Here is a 17,427-nt window from a genome sequence, read left to right on the forward strand (position 1 = left end):
CTCGCCGCGCTGCTCCGCGCGGGTTAGCGTCCGCGCCGTGATCCAGCAGCTCCACGGCTGACGAGAGCCGACCGCACTCCCCGCTGCCCTCGTCCGCCCCGCTCCTGGAGACCACCATGGCCCACGTCCTCATGGTCGGCGTCGCCGCGCACGGCCACACCAACCCCCACCTCCCGCTGATCGCCGAGCTCGTCGCGCGCGGCCACCGGGTCACCTACGCGATCCCGGCCGCGTTCGCCGAGACGGTCGCGGCGACCGGCGCGACGCCGCTGGTCCACACCTCGGTCCTGCCCGACCAGTCCCGCGGCGAGCAGTGGCCGACCGACCCGGTGGCCGGGACCGCGCTGTTCCTCGACGAGGCGGTGCAGGCCCTGCCGCAGATCGCCGACGCGCTGGGCGACGACGTCCCCGACATCGCCCTGCACGACATCGGCGGCTACCCCGCGATCGTGCTGGCCCGCCGCTTCGGCATCCCCGTCGTCCAGCTCTCGCCGGCGCTGGTCGCGTGGGACGGCTACGAGACCGACCTCGCCGACGACCTGGCGTTCCGGGACACCCCGGGCTACCGGGCCTACCTGGCGCGGTTCGCGGCGTGGCTCGCCGAGCTCGGCATCGACGACGACCCCGAGCGGCTCGTCGGCCGGCCCCGGCGCTCGATCGTCGAGATCCCGCGGGCGCTGCAGCCGTTCGCGGACCGGGTCGACGAGTCCGTCTACACCTTTGTCGGGCCGGACCTCGACCGTCGCGCCGCGCAGGAGTGGTGGCCCGCCCCGCAGCGCCCGCTGGTGCTCGTGTCGTTCGGGTCGGCCTACCACGACCGGCCCGACACCTTCCGCGCCTGCGTCAAGGCGTTCGCGCCCCTGGGGTGGGACGTGGTGCTCGCGATCGGCCCGCACGTGGCCCTTGACGCGCTGGGCGAGCTGCCGACGAACGTCACGGCACACCGCTGGGTCCCCCAGCTGGGCGTGCTCGCGCGCGCGAGCGCGTTCGTCACCCACGCCGGGATGGGCGGGTGCTCCGAGGGGCTCTACCAGGGTGTACCGATGATCACGATCCCGCAGGGCGTCGACCAGTTCGGCAACGCCGCCCTGCTCGAGGCGCTGGGTGTCGCGCGCACGGTCGCGACCGGGGACGCGACCCCGGCGGCGCTGCGGGAGGCCCTGCTCGCGCTGACCGCGTCGGACGACGTCGCCGCGCGCCTGGCCGCGCAGCGCGACGCGATCCGACGCGGGGGCGGCGCGACGCGGGCCGCCGACGTGGTGGAGGCTGAACTCTGCTGACCTACGTCTGCACGACCGCGATGTGGTTGCCATCGGGGTCGCGCAGCATGAACAGCAGCGGCGCGCCCGGCGCCTCCATGATGTCCTCGAGGTCGACACCGGCGTCCCGCAGCCGCGCGTGCTCGGCGCGCAGGTCCGCGGTCTCGACGCCGATGCCGCCACCGCCGGGCTCGCCCCCCATGGGCGGGTTCAGCGCGAGCCGCGCCGTGGAGCCCGGCGGTGCGACCTCGACCCACCGGTCGCTGCCGTCCTCGCCGAAGCGGGTGTCACCGCGCAGCTCCCAGCCGAGCGTGCCGGTGTAGAACGCGATGGCCGCGTCCTGGTCGGCGACGGTGAACATGGCGACGCCGATGTTCGTGACGGTGGTGGCGGTGGACGCGGTCATCGGGCCTCCTTCGGGCGGGACCCGTACGATAGAGCGACCGCGTGATCCTGGACAAGGACCACGTTCGGTGCTCGATCCGCTCCGTCAGGCGACGCCCTCGGGTGCGGCGCCGGTGACCTGCACGCCGTCGGCGGTGATCTTCTCGATCTCGGCGAGGTCGTCGGCGCTCAGGCGCACGTCGACCGCGGCCAGCGAGCGCTCGATGTTGCGCTCGGAGCGGGCACCCACGATCGCGACGTCGATGCCGTCCTGCGCGAGCACCCACGCGATCGCGAGCTGGGAGACCTCGCAGCCCTTGTCGGCCGCGAACGACTTCAGCCGCTCGATCACCTCGAGGTTCTGCCGGAACTTCTCGCCCCGGAACGCCGAGGCCTGCGAGCGCCAGTCGGAGTCCTCGAAGGTCGTGCTCTCGTCCATCGTCCCGGTCAGCAGCCCGGAGCCGAGCGGGCTGTAGACCAGCGTCCCGATGTCGTGCTCGCGCACGTAGGGCAGGACGCCGTCCTCGATGTGGCGGCGGAAGAGGTGGTAGGGCGGCTGCAGCGTCTCCACCGGCCGCCGGGTGTCGAACGCGGCCATCTGCTCGGCGTCGTAGTTGGACACGCCCACATGGCGGATCTTGCCCTCGTCCACCAGCTCCTGCAGGTAGCCCGCGGTGTCGGCGAACGGCGTGTCCGTGTCGGGCCAGTGCACCTGGTAGAGGTCGATGTGGTCGATCTTCATGGCCTTCAGCGACGACTCCACGCCCGAGCGCAGCCACTCGCGGCGCGAGTCGCGGGGGCGGTCGGTGCCCGGGTTGATGCCGCCCTTGGTGGCGATGACGACCGAGTCCCGGTCGCGGTCCAGCTCGCCGCGCAGCGCGTTCGCCAGGACCTCCTCGGACTGGCCGAAGCCGTAGGCCTGGGCGGTGTCGAAGAAGTTCACGCCGAGATCGAGCGCGTGGCGGATCGCGCGCTGCGCCTGGTCGGCGTCGTAGGAACCCCACTCGCCCGAGACCTGCCAGGTCCCGAAGGCGATGCGCGACACCTGCAGTTCCGTCTTGCCCAGCCTCGTGGTCTCCATGGGGCCCGGCGTACCCGGTGGGTCGGGAGCGAATCGGCGCCTATCGGGAGATGTACGCCTCGAGCTGGTCGCGGTGCTCCTCGAGCTGGTCGATGCGGCTCTTGACCACGTCGCCGATGCTGATGATCCCGGCCAGCCGCTCCTGGTCGTCGACCACCGGGATGTGGCGGATGCGCCGCTCGGTCATCGTGCGGCTCAGGGTCTGGATGTCGTCGGCGGGCCGGCACGTCGCCACGACCGTCGTCATGATGTCGCCGACCGGCGCGGTGAGGAGCCCGGCGCCGCGCTGGTGGAGATGGCGCACCACGTCGCGCTCGGAGACGATCCCGACGAGGCGGTCGTCGGCGCAGACGACGGCGGCGCCGACGTTGCGCTCGGCGAGCACGGCGAGCAGCTGGGAGATCGGGGCGTCGGGCGGGACGGTCAGGACCGCCGTCCCCTTCCGTGCGAGCAGGTCCGCGATGCGCATACCGGGCCCCTTTCGTCGCTTTCGGGTCCGACGAATATGGCAGGCACCGTCCGGGTTCGGCCAGACCCGGACGGTCACTGTCGTCCCACCAGTACCGCAACGACCAGGAACGGGACGGTCAGGGCGGCGACCAGCACCGGGAGCGCGAACCACACCGACCCCGCGCCGACGGCGGCGAGCACCCCGAGCGCGACCGCCTCCGAGCCAAGCCCGGCCATCGAGGTCACCGTGGCGCGGGCGTCGCCGGCCACGGCGTCCTGCACCCGGGTCTCGACCACGACCAGGAGCATCTGGAGCACGCCCCACCCCGCGCCCAGCAGCGCGAACCCGGGACCGAGCGGCAGCAGGGCCCCGGTGCCGACCGCCACCGCGGCGAGGCCCAGCAGCCCGCCGAGCACCGGGCCGCGGGCCCGCGCGACGCGGCCGGCGAGCGCGGCGCACGCCGACTCCGCGACGCCCACCCCGGCCAGCGCGAGCGCCGCCACCGCCGGCGTCGCCCCGTGCGCGGCGGCGAGCAGGGGCAGGTACTCGTCGATCGCGAGGAGGCCGGTGAGCAGGGCGGTGACGACGACGGCGCGGCGCAGCAGCGCGGTCCGCGAGACCTCGCCGACGCCCTCGCGCAGCGTCGCCCACCAGTCGGCCAGGGCGTGGCGCGTGGTCCCGGACGCCCGTCGCGGGCGCTCCTGCTCGGGCAGCGTGAGCGCGAGGGCCGCGCCGGCCAGGGACGCGCCGGCCCCGACCAGCCCGGGCAAGACCCAACCCCCGACGGTCACCAGCGGCGCGGCGAGCGCGGTCGCGCCGAGCGTGGCGGCGAGGTAGCCGGCGCGGGCGCGGCCTATGAGCGTGGCGTAGTGCTCGGTCGCGTCGCGGCGGGCGAGCTCGTCGTAGGTCAGCGCCTCGAGCGTGCCGGACCCGAGGGCGATCCCGACGCCCCAGAGCACGAACCCGGCCGCGAACACCGGGGTGCTCGGGACCAGGACCCACAGCGCGAACGCGGCGCCCGACAGCACGCCCGAGGCCGCGAGCATCCGGCGCCGCGAGGTCACGTCGGCCCAGGCGCCCGACGGCACCTCGAAGACCAGCGTGGTCACCGACCACAGCGCGAACAGCGCCGAGATCGCCGCGTCGGACAGGCCGTGCTCGGCGAAGAGCAGCGCGTAGAGCGGGTACAGCGGCACGAACTGGCCGAGCGCCTCGACGGCGACGACCCGGGCGCCGAACCCGCGGGGGACCCGCGACCTGCGCGGGGCCGGGTGTCAGCGTCGGCGGAAGAGGTTCTGCACGTGCTCATCCTATGTGAGCGGACTTCGGTGCCATAGCCCCGAAGTTCGCTCACGTACGACACTCGGCCCCATGACCGACGAGCCCACGACCCCGTCCGGCGACAACCCGTACGTCGAGCGGGCGTACCGCCTCGGCGGGCCCGACGACGCCCGCGCGCTCTACGACGAGTGGGCGGCGCGGTACGACGCCGACCTGGCCGGCGAGAGCCAGGGCTACGTCGCGCCGGGGCTCGCCGCCGAGACAGTCGTGCGTGTCGCGGGCCCGGACGTCACGGTGCTCGACGCCGGCTGCGGCACCGGGCTCGTCGGCGCGGCGCTCGCCGAGCGCGGGGTCCGGGTGATCGACGGGATGGACGTCAGCGAGGGCATGCTCGAGCAGGCCCGGGCCACCGGCGCCTACCGCTCGCTGCAGCCCGTGGACCTCACCCGCGCGCTGCCCACCGAGGCGGACGCCTACGACGTCGTCGTCTGCGTCGGTACGCTCACCCACGGTCACGTCGGGCCGGCGGTGCTCGCCGAGTTCGCGCGCGTGACCCGTCCGCAGGGCTGGATCGTCGCGACGGTGCTCGACGACGTGTGGGAGTCCGGCGGGTACCGCGCGGAGGTCGACCGCCTCGCCGACGCGGGCACGGTGGAGCTGGTGTCCGCGGAGCGCTCGCCCTACCGGGCAGGGGTCGGCGTCGAGGCGCGGATGCTGGTGCTCACCGCCCGCTGAGGGATAGAACGGGGGCATGAGCCCCGAGCCGACCAGTGCCGAGCCCGAGATCCTCTGGCGACCCGACGAGAAGACGGTGCGGGACGCGCGGATCACGGCGTTCGCGCAGCAGGTGGCCCGGGAGCACGGGGTGACCGTCGACACGTACGACCAGCTCTGGCAGTGGTCGACGTCGGACCTGCGGGCCTTCTGGGGCAGCGCCGTCGACTTCCTCGGCGTGCGCTTCCACGACGCGCCGCGCGAGGTCCTCGGGTCCGAGGAGATGCCGGGCGCGGAGTGGTTCCCGGGCTCGACGCTGAACTACGCCGAGCACGCGCTGTGGCCGGCCGAGGGCGGCGCCGACGCCGACCCGGCGATCGTCGCCGTGCGCGAGGACGGGCGCCGGGTCGCCCGCACCTACGGCGAGCTGCGCGCCGACGTCGCCCGCGCCCGGGCCGGGCTGGTCGCGCTCGGTGTCGGCCGCGGCGACCGGGTCGTCGCCCTGTCCCCGAACACCGTCGAGACCCTCGTCGCCTTCCTCGCCGCCGCCTCGCTCGGCGCCACGTGGTCGTCGTGCTCGCCGGACTTCGGGGCGCGCGCCGTCGTCGACCGCTTCGCCCAGATCGAGCCGTCGGTGCTCGTCGCCGTCGACGGCTACCTCTACAACGGCAAGTCCTACGACATCCGCGGCACGGTCGCCTCGCTGCGCGAGCAGCTGCCGACCCTGCGCGCGGTGGTCGGGATCGACTACGTCGCCTCGTGGTCCGACGCGGACGACGTCGTGGCCTGGGCGCGGTTCACCGAGGACGGCGACGCCCCGCTCGCCGTCGACCCGGTGCCGTTCGAGCACCCCCTGTGGATCCTCTACTCCTCGGGCACCACCGGGCTGCCCAAGGGGATCGTGCACTCGCACGGCGGGATCGTCGTCGAGCACCTCAAGTCGCTGACCCTCCAGCACGACCTCGGTCCCGGCGACCGGTTCACGTGGTTCACCACCACCGGCTGGATGATGTGGAACCTGCTCATCTCCGGGCTGCTCGTGGGCTCGACGGTGGTCGCCTACGACGGCAGCCCGGGCCACCCCGACCTCGACGTGCTCTGGCGCATGGCCGCCGACGAGGGCGTGACGGTGTTCGGGACGTCGGCGTCGTTCGTGCAGTCGTGTCTCAAGGCCGGCCTGCGCCCGCGCGACGCCTTCGACCTCTCGGCGATCCGGTCGGTCGGCTCCACCGGTTCGCCGCTGTCCTCCGAGGGCTTCGACTGGGTCCGCGACGCCGTCGGCGAGCAGGTCCAGATCGCCTCGGTGTCCGGCGGCACCGACGTCTGCGCCGCGTTCGTCGGCGTCGCGCCGACCGTGCCGGTGTGGCGCGGGGAGATCTCGTGCCGGGCGCTCGGCGCCTCGGTCGAGTCGTACGACCCGCAGGGCAACCCCGTGATCGACGAGGTCGGCGAGCTGGTGATCACCCGCCCGATGCCCTCGATGCCGGTGACGCTGTGGAACGACCCCGACGGCGCCCGGATGCACGAGTCGTACTTCGAGGACTACCCCGGCATCTGGCGCCACGGCGACTGGATCAGCATCACCCCGCGCGGCTCGTGCATCATCCGCGGCCGCAGCGACTCGACGCTCAACCGCGGCGGGGTGCGGATGGGCACCGCCGAGTTCTACGAGGTCGTCGAGTCCTTCGACGAGGTCCTCGACTCGCTGGTCATCGACACCTCGGGCCTCGAGGGCGCCCGCGACGGCGGCGAGCTGCTGTGCTTCGTGGTGCTGGGGCAGGGCGTGGCGTTCGACGACGTCGAGGGGCAGCTCAAGAAGGCCCTGCGCTCCCAGCTCTCCCCGCGCCACGTACCCGACCGGTTCCTCGTCGTCGAGGACATCCCGCGCACGCTGAACGGCAAGAAGTCCGAGGTGCCGGTCAAGCGGATCCTCGCGGGCACCGCGCCCGAGAAGGCCGTCAGCAAGGACGCGCTGCGCAACCCCGAGGCGCTCGAGGACGTGGTGGCGCGCGCCCGCGGCTAAACGGCCGCGGGGACGACCTCCGAGAGCGTGACGGTCGCGCCGAGGACGCGGCCGTGGTCGTCGCGGCGCGACGAGATCAGCACGTCGAAGAAGCGCGGCCGCGTCGGCGCGTGGCACGGCACCTCGACGCGCGTCGGCGCGGGCAGGTCGCCGGCCAGCGCCGACCGGATGGCCGCGGCGACGGCGGCGCTGTGCCCGTCGGTGGCGGCCGCGGCGTCGCACAGCGCGAGGTAGGACCGCCCGACGCCCGAGGACGCGGGGTCGCCGCCGTTGGCCGTGCAGAACGCGTCCCAGGCCTCGTCGACCCAGACGATCGTCCCGGTGCCGTCGAGCAGTGCGGTCTCGACGGGGGGTTCGGCGGGCGTGCACCGTGGCTCGGTGAGCTCGGCCGGGCCCGCCGACGAGAAGATGATGTCGCGCGCGGCCCGGACGGCGGCGTCGAGCTCGTCGGCCTCGGCCTGGAGTGCGGTGCGCGTGGCGGGGTCGGAGACGCTGGCCCGCGCCAGCAGCCGCAGCACCACCCGCCGGATGCGGTCGAGCGAGCCGGTGCTGAGCCGATGGGCCACGCGCTCGCAGGTGTCGGCGCCCGCGACGTCGAGCAGGGTGCGCGCCGCGCCCTGGGGGACCACTGACAGATCGCTGTTGGTGATCATGTAATCGGCCGTCGGAGCGGGTCGGAGGTGGTGGACGCCCCGTCGGGAGGCCGTCACTATGCGCCCGGCCCGGCCCGGCGACAACGGCGCCGCCGCGATCCGTGCGCTGCCGGTCCGTCGCGCTCGGTCGACGGACAAACGTCAGGCGGCGATCTCGGTGAGGTCCTCCGCGTCGGCCAGCGGCGCGCCGGTCTGCTCGCGCACCTCCTCGGCGGTGACGCCGGGGGCGAGCTCGCGCAGGACGAAGCCGCTGGGGGTCACGTCGATGACGGCGAGGTCGGTGATGACGCGGGACACGACGCCGCGTCCGGTCAGGGGCAGCGAGCACGACTCGACGAGCTTGGCCGCGCCCTTCTTGGTGACGTGCTCCATGACGACGAGCACCCGGCGCGCGCCGTGGACGAGGTCCATCGCGCCGCCCATGCCCTTGACCATCGCGCCCGGCACGGCCCAGTTGGCGATGTCCCCGGTGACCGCGACCTGCATCGCCCCGAGCACGGCGGTGTCGACCTTCCCGCCGCGGATCATGCCGAACGAGAGCGCGGAGTCGAAGAACGAGGCGCCCTCGCGGACGGTGACGGTCTCCTTGCCGGCGTTGATGAGGTCGGGGTCGACCTCGTCCTCGGTCGGGTAGGGGCCGACGCCGAGCAGCCCGTTCTCCGAGTGCAGCAGCACGTCGACGCCCTCGGGCAGGTGGTTCGGGATGAGGGTGGGCAGCCCGATGCCGAGGTTGACGTACGAGCCGTTGGTGAGCTCGCGCGCGGCGCGGGCGGCCATCTGCTCGCGGGTGAGGCTCACGTCGTCTCCCGGGTGGTGCGCTTCTCGATGTGCTTGGTGGTGACCTGCTCGCCGGTCAGCTCGACCACGCGGTGGACGAAGATGCCGGGCACGTGGACGTCGTCGGGGTCGATCTCGCCGGGCTCGACGAGCTGTTCCACCTCGGCGATCGTGGTGCGTCCGGCCATCGCCGCGAGCGGGTTGAAGTTCCGCGCGGAGCGGTGGAAGACGAGGTTGCCGTGCCGGTCGCCCTTGGCCGCGCGGACCAGGCCGAAGTCGCAGACCAGGGACTCCTCGAGCACGAAGGGCGTGCGCACGCCGTCGATCTCGAACTCGCGGACCTCCTTGGGCGGCGAGGTGACCGCGACCGACCCGTCGGGGTGGTAGCGCCAGGGCATCTCGCCGTCGGCGACCCAGGTGCCGACCCCGGCGGGGGTGTAGAAGGCCGGGATCCCCGAGCCGGCGGCGCGCAGGCGCTCGGCGAGCGTGCCCTGCGGGGTCAGCTCGACCTCCAGCTCGCCGGCGAGGTACTGGCGGCCGAACTCCTTGTTCTCGCCGATGTAGGAGGCGACGACGCGGGCGATGCGGTGCTGCTCGAGCAGGATGCCCAGGCCCCAGCCGTCGGTGCCGCAGTTGTTCGACGCGACGTGCAGGTCGGTCGCCGTGCCGCGCGAGAGCGCGTCGATGAGCACGATCGGCACGCCGGACAGGCCGAACCCGCCGACCGCCAGCGAGGCGCCGTCGGTGATGTCGGCGACCGCCTCGTCGGCGGACGCCACGGTCTTGTCGATGCTCACGAGGCTCCCTTCGCGTGCTCGCGCAGCAGCGGGGTCACGATCTCGGGGCGTTGGAACGAGGCGAGGTGCGCGGCGTTGGTGACGGTCTCGAGGCGCGCGCCCGGGATGCCGTCGGCGAGCAGCTGCTGGTGCTCGGGCGGGGTCGCCGGGTCCTCGATGCCGCTGACCACCAGCGTCGGCACGTCGATGCTCCCGAGCTCGTCGACGACGTCCCACGCGGCGACCGCCTCGGCGCACCCCGCGTAGCCCTCGGCCGGCGTGGAGGCGATCTGGTCGCGCATCCGGGCGACGATGTCGGGCTCCGCGTCGGCGAAGTCCTCGGTGAACCACCGCGCGACGACGGCGTCGGCGATGGCCGCCGTGCCCTGCGCGCGGACGGTCGTCGCGCGCTCGCGGAAGGTGTCGGCGTTGGGGAAGCGGGCCGCGGTGCACAGCATCGCCAGCGAGGCGGCGCGCTCGGGGGCGTGCAGGCCGATCCACTGCGCGATCGCCCCGCCGAGCGAGACGCCGGCGAAGGAGGCCCGCGGGACGCCGAGTCCGTCGAGGGTCTCGAGGACGTCGCCCGCGAGGTCCTCGACGCGGTACGGCCCGTCGGGCACCGGGGAGCCGCCGTGGCCGCGGGTGTCGAGCGAGATCACCCGGAACTCGTCGGCCAGCTCGGCGCGCTGCGGCGCCCACATGTCGATCGTGCTGCCCAGCGAGCACAGCAGGACCAGCGGCGGCCCGTCGGCGGGACCCTCGGCGGCGTGGTGGAGCTTCACGCCCTCACCCTGCCCGGCGGCGGGGGTCGGTGAACCCGGTGCTTCCGTTCATCAGGACTCGAGCTTCGAAGGGTGCACGGTGAGCGCGGTGACCTCGACCTGCATGTACGGGAACAGCGGCAGGCTGGTGAGCAGCTGGTGGAGCTCGTCGGCGGAGTCGACGTCGAAGCGGCTGTAGTTCGCGTACTGCCCGACGACGCGCCAGAGCTCCGGCCACTTGCCGGCGCGCTGGATCTCGTGGGCGCGGGCCTTCTCCCGGGCGCGGAGGTCGTCGGCGACGTCCGCGGGCATGTCGTGGGGGAGGCGGACGTCCATGCGGACGAGGAACTGCACGATGTGCTCCGATCAGTCGCATCGAGCGCGTGGCGTGACGGACGTTCAGTGTCAGCGACGCGCCGCCGCTGACATTTCTTCTGCGCCGACCGGCCTAGCGGTCGGTGCGGTAGTGGGCGAGCTTGTCGGGGTCGATCGTGACACCCAGGCCCGGTCCCTGGCGGGCGGCGGCACGGCCGTCGACGATCGTCGGGGGCTCGGTGAGGACGTCGTCGGTCATCAGCAGGAAGTTGGTGACCTCGACGGGGTGGCGGGCGAGTGACCGCAGCCCGCAGGCGAGCGCGGTGGACGCGACGGTGCCGAGCATGCCGTCGATCTGGTTGCCGACCATCGTCGCGACGCCCAGGCCCTCGCACAGCCCGACGATCTTGGCGGACTCGGTGAACCCGGTGCGCGCGACCTTGACGCTGGTGGCCTGGGAGTCGCCGTCGAGCAGCGAGCGGGCGACACCGCCGAGGGTGATCGTCGACTCGTCGCCGACGATCGGGATCGGGCTCTCGCGCACGATCCGGCGCCGGCCGAGCACGTCGTCGGCGGGGTTGGGCTCCTCGAGCGAGGTGACGTGGAAGTCCGCGAGCCGGCGGGCGGCGACGATCGCGGTGTCGGCGTCCCAGCCGCGGTTGGCGTCGGCGTAGAGCTCGACGGAGTCCCCGAGCTCGCGGCGCAGCTCGCGCACCGCGGCCAGGTCGTGGGCGAGGTCGCGGCCGACCTTGACCTTGAACGCCTCGACGCCGTACCGGTCGTTCATCTCCACGGCGTCGGCGACCATCTCCGACGGCGTGCCGAGCCCGATCATGTGGGCGACCGCGACGTCGTCGGCGGCGTGCCCGAGCAGCACGTGCACGGGCTGCCCGCAGGCCTGGCCCACGAGGTCCCAGAGCGCCACGTCGACGGCGCCCTTGGCCGCGTTGTTGGCGACGGTGCGGGCGAGGTCGGCGCGCAGGCGCTCGCGGGCGAACGGGTCGGCGCCGACGAGCACCGGGGCGAACAGGTCGCGCACGACGGCGACGATCGACGCGGCGGTCTCGCCGTAGGTGTAGGGCCGGGGCGGGGCCTCGCCGTACCCGACCAGCCCGTCGTCGGTGGTGATCCGCACGAGGACGTGGTCGGCGGCGGTGGCCTGCCCGCTCGCGAAGGCGAAGGGCCGCCGGAACGGGACGGCGAGCGGGATCGCCTCAACGTTGGTGATCTTCATGCGGGGACGCTCCGGGGGTCGGGTCGGCACAGGACGGCGAGCGCGCGCGCCAGGGCCGGTTGCGGGTCGTCGCGCCGCCAGGCCAGGGCGACGTCGGTGGTGACGGACGCGTGGTCGTCGAGCTCCACGTAGCGCACGCCCTCGACGGCGACGGCGAGCACCGACGACGGCAGCAGGGCGACGCCGACGCCGGCGGCGACGAGCGCGAGGACGATCGAGGTCTGGTCGGCGTGGTGGGTGCTGCGCGGCGTGAACCCCGCCGCCCGGCACGCCCGCGCCGCCGCCTCGCCCACCACGGAGCCCGCCGCGGCGTAGACGACGAAGTCCTCGTCGGCGAGGTCGACGAGCCGGACCGGGCCCCCGGCGAGCCGGTGGTCCGCCGGCACCGCGAGCACGAGCCGTTCGCGGGCGAGCACGTGGTGGGCGAGCCCGGGGTCGCTCACCGGCGGGCGCAGGACCGCGAGGTCGATGCGGTGGTCGGCGAGCGCGGTCTCGAGCGCGGGGGTGAGCAGCTCGGTGGTGAAGGCCAGCTCGAGGCCGGGCAGCTCGGCGGCGAGGCGCCGGACGAGGTCGGGGACGTGCCGGTAGGTGGCCAGCCCCGTCGCGCCCACGCGCAGCCGCCCGAGCGCGCCCGCCGCGACGCGGCCCACCTGGTCGCGGGCCGCGTCGAGCGAGGCGAGGATGCGCACGGCCTCGGGCAGCAGCTCCTCGCCGGCGGCGGTCAGGTCGACCCGCCGGGTCGTGCGCTCGAACAGGGGAGCGCCCAGCTGCGCCTCGAGCTGCCGGATCGCCTGGGACAGCGGCGACTGGGCGATGTGCAGCCGCTCGGCGGCCCGCCCGAAGTGCCGCGTCTCGGCGACCGCGACGAAGTAGCGCAGCTGGCGCGTCTCCACCCGTCAGTCACCCGGCTCCAGCACGAAGTCGCGGTCGGAGCGCACCTCGTCGCCGTTCCCGGTCGGCTGGGGATCGAGGGTGAGCTCGGGCTTGTCGGCCGACGCGACGTCGTTGCCCAGGTAGGGGTCGCCGGTGAAGAACAGCTGGCTGGTCAGCGTGCGGTGCCCGGGCGCGGCGACGAGCAGGTGGATGTGGGCGGGGCGCCACGGGCTCCAGCCGGCGGCCTGGGTCATCTGTCCGGTCGGGCCGTCGAGCGGGATCGTGTACGGCGCGGGCTTGCGGGTGTGGATCTCGAAGCGGCCCTCGTCGTCGCAGCGCACGACGCCGCGCAGGTTGCCCGCCGGCGGCTTGGACGCGAAGCCGGAGTACCAGCCCTCGTCGTCGGTGTGCCAGATGTCGACGGTGGCCCCGCGCAGCGGCGTGCCGTCGGTGGAGGTGACCTGGCCGGCGAGGATCATCGGCGTGCCCGGCTCGTCGTCGCGCATCGGCAGCGTCGCGGGGGTGTCGAGCTGGGCCTGGCCGTCGAGCCAGAACGGGCCGAGGATCGTGCCGATCGAGCCCTGCTGGCTCTCGGCGGCGACCTTCTCGACCTCGAACTCCAGGTAGACGTCGAGGAACAGCGGCCACTCGCCGGTGTCGGAGACCGCGATCAGCCAGCGCTTGAAGGCGTCGAACTCCTCGTAGGTGACCTTGTTCTCGCGGATCGCCGCGCGGATGCCCTCGAGCGCGGCGCCGACGACGGTGGCCACCCGCTGCTGGTCGACGGTGCCGCCGGCGCCCTCGCGGAGGTTGGACAGCCCGGCGCGGGCGGACTCGGTGGCGTGGGAACCGGCGGTGACGGCGTCGGAGACCGACTGGTCGTTGGTGGTGGTCATGCGGACAGGGCTCCTCTGGGGTGGGAGACGGAGCGGAGCGGAGCTCGACCCGTCGAGGGGGTGGCGGCGTCGTGGTCGTGGACCCAGCCGTTGTCGGGCAGGTAGCCCGCGAAGCGCTTGTCGCGCTCGGCGATCCGCGGGTGGTCGTCGTCGAGGTGGAGCAGCGTCCCGGTGTCCCAGGCGCTGGCGGCGATCGCGCGGGTGCGGGCGCGCCGCTCGCGCGGGTAGGCGGCGAGCGCGGTGTCGGGGTCGTGCTCGGTGAGCAGGCGGGCGAGCGCGACGGCGTCCTCGATCGCCTGGTTCGCGCCCTGGCCGTGGTGGGGCAGCATCGCGTGGCAGGCGTCGCCGAGCAGGGCGAGCCGCCCGCGCGTCCAGCGGGTCAGCGGCTCCTGGGCGAGCAGGGGCCAGCGCGCGCTCTGCGGCACCGCGGCGAGCATCTCGCGCACCGCGGGGTGCCAGCCCGCGAACCCCTCGAGGAGCTCCCCGGCGGGCGCGTCGCGCTGTGGGCCCTCCCAGGTCTGCGGCCCGCAGAGCACGGCGAGGAAGTTGACGGTGTCGTCGTCACGACCCAGCGCGTAGTGCAGCAGGTGCGCGTCGGGGCCCGCCCAGAACTGGATGGCCCGGGGGTCGGGCAGGCTCGGCAGCGCGTCGATCGGCACGAGGCCCCGGAAGCCGCTGGTCCCCGAGTAGGTCGGGCCGGTGCCGGGCCCGGTGACGGCGTCGCGCAGCAGCGAGCGGACCCCGTCGGCGCCGACGACGACGTCGCCGACCGCCTCGGTGCCGTCCGCGAGCAGCAGCGCGCCCCGCTCGGCGTCGACGCCCGCGACCGCGCGGCCCAGGTGCAGGTGCCCGGCCCCCGCGGCCGCGACGAACGCGGCGGCGAGCGTCTGCTGCAGGTCGACGCGGTGCACGCCCCAGTAGGGGGCGCCGTAGCGCGCGCGGTAGCTCGCGCCGCCGGGGTGGGCGGCGATCCGTGCGCCGGTGCGCCCGTCGCGGTAGATCAGCTCGGTGGGCTGGGTGGACACGGCGTCGAGGGCCTCGCCCACCCCGAGGCGGTAGAGCTGGCGCGACCCGTTCGCCGAGAGCGCCACGGCCGCGCCGACCTCGCGCAGCTCGTCGGCCCGCTCGTAGAGGTCGACGGCGACCCCGGCGCGGGCCAGGGCGATGCCGAGGGTCAGGCCGCCGATGCCGGCCCCGGCGACGACGACCCGTGTCGTCTCCATCTGGCTGCCTCCCGCTCCCCGACGACCGGTCGACGACGAGCGTGACACAGGCCATCCGTGACGAGAAAGCGCCGAATCGAGAACGACTGAGATGCGCTGCGTCTCGATGGCCCGGTGACGGCGGCCGCTGTGATGTACCGGGCGGCGAGGGTGCACGGGCGTGGCCGGGTCAATACGGTCTGCGGTGGCACCGTGATCCGGGAGGCAGTGAATGAGCGAGGGCACCGACGCCTCGACGATGCGCCAGGTGCTGGGGCACTTCCCCAGCGGCGTCACCATCGTCACCGGCACGACCCCCGAGGGGCCCGCCGGCTTCACGTGTCAGTCCTTCTCCTCGCTGTCCCTCGACCCGCCGCTGGTCCTGATCCTGCCCGGCCGCTCCTCGTCGAGCTGGCCGAAGATCGAGGCGACCGGCCGCTTCGTCGTCAACGTGCTCTCCGCGGAGCAGGAGGAGCTGTCGACGACGTTCGCGGTGTCGGGCGGCGACAAGTTCGCGGGCGTCGAGTGGACCACCTCGGGGCTGGGCTCGCCGATCCTCGGCGGGGCCACGGCGTGGATCGACTGCACGCTGCACGCCGTGCACGACGGCGGCGACCACCACATCGTCGTCGGCGCGGTGCACGACCTCGGCGCGCCCGGCAGCCCGCCGCTCGTGTTCCACCGGGGCGGGTACGCGCGGACCAGCCCGGCGGCCGCCGAGTGACCGAGCCGCGGACCGGAGGGGAGCCGGCCGGGCCCGGTCCGCTCGCCGACGTAAGGGTGCTCGAGCTGGGCACGATCGTCGCCGGCCCGTTCGCCGGGCGCCTGCTCGCCGACTACGGCGCCGACGTCGTCAAGATCGAGCCGCCGGGCGGCCAGGACCCCATGCGCGACTGGGGCCAGGAGTCCTACAAGGGCCACCGGCTCTGGTGGACCGTGCACGCCCGCAACAAGCGCTGCATCACCCTCGACCTGCGCTCCGAGCGGGGCCAGGAGGTGTTCCTGCAGCTCGTCGAGGGCGCCGACGTCATCGTCGAGAACTTCCGGCCCGGGACGCTGGAGCGCTGGAACCTCGGGTGGGACCGTCTCTCGGCGGTGAACCCGCGCCTCGTGCTCGCGCGGGTGTCGGGCTACGGGCAGACCGGTCCGTACGCCGACAAGCCGGGCTACGCGTCGGTCGCCGAGGCGCTGTCGGGCCTGCGCTACATCAACGGCTACCCGGGCGAGGCGCCGCCGCGGCAGGCGATCTCGCTGGGTGACTCGCTGGCCGGGATGGTCGCGGTGCAGGGCGTGCTGGCCGCGCTGCACCACCGCTCGGTGACCGGCGTGGGCCAGGTCGTCGACGTCGCGCTGACCGAGGCGTGCCTGTCGGTGCTCGAGTCGATCATCCCGGAGTACGACAAGCTGGGCCGCGTGCGCCAGCCCGGCGGCACCAAGCTCGAGGGCATCGCGCCGTCGAACGTCTACCGCACGGCCGACGAGCTGTGGCTGGTCGTCGCGGCCAACCAGGACACGGTGTTCCGCCGGCTCTGCGGGGCGATGGGGCGCCCCGAGCTCGCCGACGACCCGCGCTACGCCGACCACCGCGCGCGCGGCGAGCACCAGGACGAGCTCGACGGGATCGTCGGCGACTGGGTGGGGTCGCTGCCCGCCGACGAGGTGCGCCGGGTGCTCGACGAGGCCGGCGTGATCTGCGGGCCGATCAACACGGCGGCCGAGGTCGTCGCCGACCCGCAGTTCCGCGCCCGCGGGATGCTCGCGCCGCACTTCGACGAGCGCTTCGGCGAGGACGTGCTGGGCCCCGGGGTCGTCCCGGTCTTCTCCGACACCCCGGGCGAGGTGCGCTGGGCCGGGCCGCCGGTCCCGGGGCACCACAACGCCGAGGTCTACGCGGAGCTGGGGCTGTCCGACTCCGCTGTCGCGGAGCTCGCCGACGAGAAGGTGATCTGAGGGGCGTGGCGTCAGCCCTCCGCGTCCTTCTTGATCGACGCGAGGTTCTTCTCGGCGCTGGAGCCCATGGCCCGCTCGAGGCCCCACCGCGGCACGCCCTTCACGGTGACCTCCATCGTCGAGGACATCACCAGGCGCGTGCGGGCATCACCCTCGGGGTGGGCGCGGTAGTCGATCGTGCTCTCGCGGATGAGACGCGCGTCGACGCAGGTCAGCGTCACGGCGTGGTCGCCGTAGGTGACGTCGTACGTCGCGTCGGTGGTGAACTTCAGCGCCCCGAGCGTGACGACGATGCGCGTCGGCCGGCCCTGGTCGTCGTGCGCCTGCACCTTCGCCGACTTGGCCTCGTTGGCCCACCGGTCGGTGTTCTCGAGGTCGGCGACCACCTCGAGCACCCGGGACGCGGGGGCGTCGATGGTCACCTCGCGGATCACCGGCTCGCTCACGTCCTGTCGGTACCCCGTGCGGGCCGCGGGTACCCGGTGGTGTGGCCGACACGGACCAGGCGCTCGCCGACGCGATCGTCGACCTGCTCGACCACCGCGCCACGGGGAAGACGATCTGCCCGTCGGAGGCCGCGCGCCGCGTCGCCCCGGACGCCTGGCGCGACCTCATGCCCGACGCCCGCCGCGTCGCGAGCGGCATGGTGGACGACCGGCGGATCGAGATGACCCAGCGCGGCGAGGTCGTCGACCCCGCGACCGCCCGCGGCCCCGTGCGCCTGCGCTACCCCGCCGACCGGGACGAACGGGACGACTGACGCACGGGGTGGTGTCAGCCTGGCGGCCACGCTCACG

Annotated in this window: 20 protein-coding genes; 6 read left to right on the plus strand and 14 right to left on the minus strand. The window is 74.2% G+C overall.

The annotated features are described in order from the left end of the window. The first annotated feature begins 116 nt into the window (after window positions 1–116). On the plus strand, window positions 117–1,280 hold the full coding sequence (locus ACFPK1_RS03870; protein WP_378019588.1) for a macrolide family glycosyltransferase: 1,164 nt from the start codon (window positions 117–119) through the stop codon (window positions 1,278–1,280). Between the two features lies 1 nt (window position 1,281). Here the strand turns inward: ACFPK1_RS03870 and ACFPK1_RS03875 are convergent, their stop codons facing one another. From ACFPK1_RS03875 to ACFPK1_RS03890, 4 genes are all read right to left on the minus strand, one after another. Beyond that, the gene (locus tag ACFPK1_RS03875; RefSeq protein WP_378019589.1) at window positions 1,282–1,665 is read right to left on the minus strand and encodes a VOC family protein; all 384 of its coding nucleotides are present in this window, start codon (window positions 1,663–1,665) and stop codon (window positions 1,282–1,284) included. An 84-nt stretch (window positions 1,666–1,749) separates the two neighbouring features. After that, window positions 1,750–2,724, minus strand: coding sequence for an aldo/keto reductase (locus ACFPK1_RS03880; RefSeq protein WP_378019590.1), 975 nt, complete (start codon window positions 2,722–2,724; stop codon window positions 1,750–1,752). Window positions 2,725–2,764: 40 nt separating this feature from the next. Continuing rightward, window positions 2,765–3,193: a CBS domain-containing protein gene (locus tag ACFPK1_RS03885; protein WP_378019591.1), complete on the minus strand. Its 429-nt coding sequence runs from the start codon at window positions 3,191–3,193 to the stop codon at window positions 2,765–2,767. 74 nt (window positions 3,194–3,267) lie between these two features. Then, window positions 3,268–4,371, minus strand: a complete 1,104-nt coding sequence (locus ACFPK1_RS03890) for an MFS transporter (protein ID WP_378019592.1) — start codon at window positions 4,369–4,371, stop codon at window positions 3,268–3,270. Between the two features lie 175 nt (window positions 4,372–4,546). Here ACFPK1_RS03890 and ACFPK1_RS03895 point away from each other — a divergent pair, with 175 nt between their 5' ends. Beyond that, window positions 4,547–5,191 (plus strand): class I SAM-dependent DNA methyltransferase, encoded by a 645-nt coding sequence (locus tag ACFPK1_RS03895; protein ID WP_378019593.1) that lies wholly within the window; start codon window positions 4,547–4,549, stop codon window positions 5,189–5,191. Window positions 5,192–5,207: 16 nt separating this feature from the next. Next, complete coding sequence (locus ACFPK1_RS03900) at window positions 5,208–7,193, plus strand: acetoacetate--CoA ligase (protein ID WP_378019594.1); 1,986 nt, start codon at window positions 5,208–5,210, stop codon at window positions 7,191–7,193. Here the strand turns inward: ACFPK1_RS03900 and ACFPK1_RS03905 are convergent. The 9 genes from ACFPK1_RS03905 to ACFPK1_RS03945 all read right to left on the minus strand — a co-directional run bounded on the left by ACFPK1_RS03905 (window position 7,190) and on the right by ACFPK1_RS03945 (window position 14,701). Beyond that, window positions 7,190–7,846, minus strand: a complete 657-nt coding sequence (locus tag ACFPK1_RS03905) for a PAS domain-containing protein (RefSeq protein ID WP_378019595.1) — start codon at window positions 7,844–7,846, stop codon at window positions 7,190–7,192. The two genes, ACFPK1_RS03900 and ACFPK1_RS03905, sit on opposite strands and share 4 nt — an antisense overlap. Window positions 7,847–7,987: 141 nt before the next feature. Beyond that, a complete protein-coding gene (locus tag ACFPK1_RS03910; RefSeq protein WP_378019596.1) occupies window positions 7,988–8,644 on the minus strand; it encodes a CoA transferase subunit B in 657 nt (218 codons plus the stop codon). Continuing rightward, on the minus strand, window positions 8,641–9,414 hold the full coding sequence (locus ACFPK1_RS03915; RefSeq protein WP_378020254.1) for a CoA transferase subunit A: 774 nt from the start codon (window positions 9,412–9,414) through the stop codon (window positions 8,641–8,643). Before ACFPK1_RS03915 ends, ACFPK1_RS03910 begins: the two co-directional genes overlap by 4 nt. A gap of 2 nt (window positions 9,415–9,416) precedes the next feature. Then, complete coding sequence (pcaD, locus tag ACFPK1_RS03920) at window positions 9,417–10,181, minus strand: 3-oxoadipate enol-lactonase (RefSeq protein ID WP_378019597.1); 765 nt, start codon at window positions 10,179–10,181, stop codon at window positions 9,417–9,419. A gap of 51 nt (window positions 10,182–10,232) precedes the next feature. Next, window positions 10,233–10,514 carry a muconolactone Delta-isomerase gene (gene catC / locus ACFPK1_RS03925; protein ID WP_378019598.1) on the minus strand — a complete coding sequence of 94 codons (282 nt, stop codon included), beginning with the start codon at window positions 10,512–10,514 and terminating at the stop codon, window positions 10,233–10,235. A 94-nt stretch (window positions 10,515–10,608) separates the two neighbouring features. Beyond that, window positions 10,609–11,709, minus strand: a complete 1,101-nt coding sequence (locus tag ACFPK1_RS03930) for a mandelate racemase/muconate lactonizing enzyme family protein (protein ID WP_378019599.1) — start codon at window positions 11,707–11,709, stop codon at window positions 10,609–10,611. Then, window positions 11,706–12,602, minus strand: coding sequence for a LysR family transcriptional regulator (locus tag ACFPK1_RS03935; RefSeq protein ID WP_378019600.1), 897 nt, complete (start codon window positions 12,600–12,602; stop codon window positions 11,706–11,708). The genes ACFPK1_RS03930 and ACFPK1_RS03935 overlap by 4 nt, the downstream gene beginning before the upstream one ends. Window positions 12,603–12,605: 3 nt before the next feature. Next, window positions 12,606–13,478 carry a dioxygenase family protein gene (locus ACFPK1_RS03940; RefSeq protein WP_378019601.1) on the minus strand — a complete coding sequence of 291 codons (873 nt, stop codon included), beginning with the start codon at window positions 13,476–13,478 and terminating at the stop codon, window positions 12,606–12,608. Next, window positions 13,475–14,701, minus strand: a complete 1,227-nt coding sequence (locus ACFPK1_RS03945; RefSeq protein ID WP_378019602.1) for an FAD-dependent monooxygenase — start codon at window positions 14,699–14,701, stop codon at window positions 13,475–13,477. Before ACFPK1_RS03945 ends, ACFPK1_RS03940 begins: the two co-directional genes overlap by 4 nt. A 211-nt stretch (window positions 14,702–14,912) precedes the next feature. Between ACFPK1_RS03945 and ACFPK1_RS03950 the strand changes: the two genes are divergently transcribed. Then, window positions 14,913–15,404: a flavin reductase family protein gene (locus ACFPK1_RS03950; RefSeq protein WP_378019603.1), complete on the plus strand. Its 492-nt coding sequence runs from the start codon at window positions 14,913–14,915 to the stop codon at window positions 15,402–15,404. Continuing rightward, window positions 15,401–16,630 carry a CaiB/BaiF CoA transferase family protein gene (locus ACFPK1_RS03955; RefSeq protein ID WP_378019604.1) on the plus strand — a complete coding sequence of 410 codons (1,230 nt, stop codon included), beginning with the start codon at window positions 15,401–15,403 and terminating at the stop codon, window positions 16,628–16,630. The genes ACFPK1_RS03950 and ACFPK1_RS03955 overlap by 4 nt, the downstream gene beginning before the upstream one ends. Before the next feature lie 11 nt (window positions 16,631–16,641). Here the strand turns inward: ACFPK1_RS03955 and ACFPK1_RS03960 are convergent, their stop codons facing one another. Further along, entirely contained in the window at window positions 16,642–17,076 is a 435-nt protein-coding gene (locus tag ACFPK1_RS03960; RefSeq protein WP_378019605.1) for an SRPBCC family protein, read from the minus strand. A gap of 41 nt (window positions 17,077–17,117) precedes the next feature. On the opposite strand from ACFPK1_RS03960, the gene ACFPK1_RS03965 reads away from it, so the two are divergent. Beyond that, window positions 17,118–17,390 (plus strand): DUF3253 domain-containing protein, encoded by a 273-nt coding sequence (locus ACFPK1_RS03965; RefSeq protein ID WP_378019606.1) that lies wholly within the window; start codon window positions 17,118–17,120, stop codon window positions 17,388–17,390. Window positions 17,391–17,427: the final 37 nt, after the last annotated feature.

The sequence above is a fragment of the Actinomycetospora rhizophila genome, assembly GCF_042657905.1.
GTDB lineage: Bacteria > Actinomycetota > Actinomycetes > Mycobacteriales > Pseudonocardiaceae > Actinomycetospora > Actinomycetospora rhizophila.